Below are 2,731 nucleotides of genomic sequence, written 5' to 3' on the forward strand. Positions count from 1 at the left end.
AAGTAGGTTGGCTGTTAGAACTCAATCTGTACGAGTGCCCACACAGATGATTGCTTTATATTGTTAAAGAACGTTTTGAGTCGCTTTAGCGTCTCAAGGGATGCGAATAATACACCCTTTATTTTTCGAGTCAACACTTAGTTTTAAACTTTCTTTCGACAATTTAAAACCGAAGTTTTATTTAACTCTCTGAGGTAGTGCGTGCCTCGCTATGCGTTGGCGTTTCCCGTCTCAGTGGGGTCGCATTATAGGGAGATCATATTTTTACGCAAGCACTTTTTTAAAGAAAAAGTAAAAAAAGATGCTGTTCGGTTAGTATCTGAACTAAACACCCCGAAACTGATAGTTTTGTAACCAAACAGTGCACTGTATGGTACAAAAATCACCTTGCTGATACACTCAAATACTAATAATCATGATCTAAAAGGTACTAACTATGGCAATTCGTTCTTATAAAGGTGTTACTCCTTCATTTAATGCGTCTGTTTATGTTGATGATTCATCGGTTTTGGTTGGTAACATTACTTTAGGTGATAATAGTAGTGTGTGGCCATTAGTAGCTGCACGTGGCGATGTTAACTATATACGTATTGGTGAGCGTACAAATATACAAGATGGCAGTGTATTGCATTTATCTCGTGCAACTAAAAGCAATCCTGATGGTTACCCACTTATTATAGGTGACGATGTAACTGTTGGTCATAAGGTAATGCTACACGGATGCGTACTAGGAGATCGTATACTTGTGGGTATGGGCGCTATTATTATGGACAACGTTGTTGTTGAAGACGATGTTATTATTGGAGGAGGTTCTTTAGTGCCTCCAAACAAGCGTTTAGAGTCTGGCTATTTATATGTAGGAAGCCCAGCTAAGCAAGCTCGCCCTCTTACAGACCAAGAACTTGCCTTTTTGAAAATATCTGCCGATAACTACGTATCACTTAAAGATGAGTATTTAGCTGAAATCGCTAACTTAGAGTAATAAGCTTACTTCTATCTGACCTGCCGAGTTGTAACTTTCATCTTCGATAAGCTCCTCGGCACGCTCTTCGTAATCAAAACGGTACTTTTCAAAATACTCTGTTGCATGGCTTTCGTCTGTTAATTTAAGTGTACTTACTTCTATTACACACTCCACCAGCATGCCACTAACTTGTGCAAAGAATACTAACTGATGATCGGGCTCTCTAAATTCTAGCCTATCTATAAATTGTATTGCTTGGTTCATTTAAGCGCCCCTTGTTTTAGTGCATCAACTAAAGGAAGTATTTTTGGCATTTTATTGCGCCATACATAATAGGCTTGAGCAGCCTGGCCCACTAACATACCGCTGCCATCTAAAAGCTTAGCGTTAATATTATGCTGTGCAATCCAGTTCATAAAAATAGTATTTTGCAGTGAATAAAACATGTCATAGGCTACTTCACAGTTAGTTATGTGTTTTTCATCAAGTGCTGGTAGCTCGTTATTCATACTGCTAGATGTAGAGTTTATAATTAGTGAGTAATCGCTTACTGGTAAATCATTAAAGCCAAAGCCAGATACAGGTCCATATTGAGTAAATAGCTCTGCGAGTTCTTTAGCTTTTTGTGCTGTGCGATTAACGATTATTATTTCCTGAGGGTTATGCTCTAGCAAAGGTAAAATAACGCCTCGAGCTGCACCGCCCGCGCCAATAATTAAAATACGCTTGTTAGTTATAGCTACTTTATTAGCGAGTAAATCATTTACAAAGCCTACACCATCTGTGTTGTCACCGAGTAATGTGCCATCATCTCGTTTTTTTAATGTATTAACAGCCCCTACTATTTTAGCTAACGGAGTAAGCTCATCAGCCATTGCATAAGCTTGCTCTTTGAATGGCATTGTAACGTTAGCACCGATACCGCCTTGCTCAAAAAAAGACAATACTGTTTTTTCAAAGTTATCGATAGGTGCTAATATTGCGCGGTAGTCGATTTGCTCACCCAGTGATACAGCAAATTGTTTATGTATCGCGGGGGATTTTGAATGTTTAATTGGATTTCCAAAAACCGCATATTTGTCCATTTTAAAGCAACCTCTTTGCAGCTATACACTGCCTATTAACGATGATAAATAATATGATTAAACGACTTTTTTCTAAATCTAAGCCAACTCCCGAGCAACAGGCTCCTACTCCTGAAAAAACACCGTACGAAATAATAGGTGGAGAAAAAGGAGCGCGCGCTATTGCCAATCGATTCTACGACATAATGGAGTCAGATGAATACGCTAAACCGTTATATGATATGCATCCTCTGCCATTAGATCGAATTCGCCAAGTATTTTTTGAATTTTTATCTGGTTGGTTAGGCGGGCCAAACCTATTTACAGAAAAACATGGCCAGCCAATGCTACGTAAACGCCATATGCCTTTTACTGTAGATAAAGCATTGCGCGATCAGTGGATGTACTGCATGAATAAAACGCTGGATATAGAAATAGACAACCCGTTGTTACGTGAAGGCTTAAAGCAATCATTCTCTCAACTAGCAACGCACATGATTAACCAGCATTAAATTTGTATTTAGCCACAATACAAAAAGGCGCTAATTAGCTGTCTCTTATACACAAATCCCTGCTAAGAAATTAGCGGGGATTTTTTTGAACTAAATCTCAATGTCATGATCAGATCTTCAAATCTTGTTTGAGGGCACATTATGATTAACGAACATACTCATTGGGCAAAACAACAATTCGGTAAATCGGA

General features: G+C 38.6%; 4 protein-coding genes. 2 read left to right on the top strand and 2 right to left on the bottom strand.

The window, feature by feature from the left end; all coding sequences use genetic code 11:
• Positions 1-436: 436 nt before the first annotated feature.
• Positions 437-982, top strand: coding sequence for a gamma carbonic anhydrase family protein (locus tag I6F66_RS20420; RefSeq protein ID WP_197209652.1), 546 nt, complete (start codon positions 437-439; stop codon positions 980-982).
• On the opposite strand, the gene I6F66_RS20425 is transcribed toward I6F66_RS20420, so the two are convergent.
• Positions 974-1,228 carry a DUF1488 domain-containing protein gene (locus I6F66_RS20425; RefSeq protein WP_197209653.1) on the bottom strand — a complete coding sequence of 85 codons (255 nt, stop codon included), beginning with the start codon at positions 1,226-1,228 and terminating at the stop codon, positions 974-976. The two genes, I6F66_RS20420 and I6F66_RS20425, sit on opposite strands and share 9 nt — an antisense overlap.
• The gene (aroE, locus tag I6F66_RS20430) at positions 1,225-2,049 is read right to left on the bottom strand and encodes a shikimate dehydrogenase (RefSeq protein ID WP_197209654.1); all 825 of its coding nucleotides are present in this window, start codon (positions 2,047-2,049) and stop codon (positions 1,225-1,227) included. The genes I6F66_RS20425 and aroE overlap by 4 nt, the downstream gene beginning before the upstream one ends.
• A gap of 53 nt (positions 2,050-2,102) precedes the next feature.
• Between aroE and I6F66_RS20435 the strand changes: the two genes are divergently transcribed.
• Positions 2,103-2,540, top strand: coding sequence for a group II truncated hemoglobin (locus tag I6F66_RS20435; RefSeq protein WP_197209655.1), 438 nt, complete (start codon positions 2,103-2,105; stop codon positions 2,538-2,540).
• Positions 2,541-2,731: the final 191 nt, after the last annotated feature.

It is taken from the genome of Pseudoalteromonas sp. NZS100_1 (assembly GCF_015864285.1).
In the GTDB taxonomy this organism is placed as follows: Bacteria; Pseudomonadota; Gammaproteobacteria; order Enterobacterales; family Alteromonadaceae; genus Pseudoalteromonas; species Pseudoalteromonas arctica.

Bases quoted from the DNA above. Each gene is read 5' to 3' on its own strand.
- I6F66_RS20420 (WP_197209652.1), top strand. From the start codon at position 437: ATGGCAATTCGTTCTTATAAAGGTGTTACTCCTTCATTTAATGCGTCT.
- I6F66_RS20425 (WP_197209653.1), bottom strand. From the start codon at position 1,228: ATGAACCAAGCAATACAATTTATAGATAGGCTAGAATTTAGAGAGCCC.
- aroE (WP_197209654.1), bottom strand. From the start codon at position 2,049: ATGGACAAATATGCGGTTTTTGGAAATCCAATTAAACATTCAAAATCC.
- I6F66_RS20435 (WP_197209655.1), top strand. From the start codon at position 2,103: ATGATTAAACGACTTTTTTCTAAATCTAAGCCAACTCCCGAGCAACAG.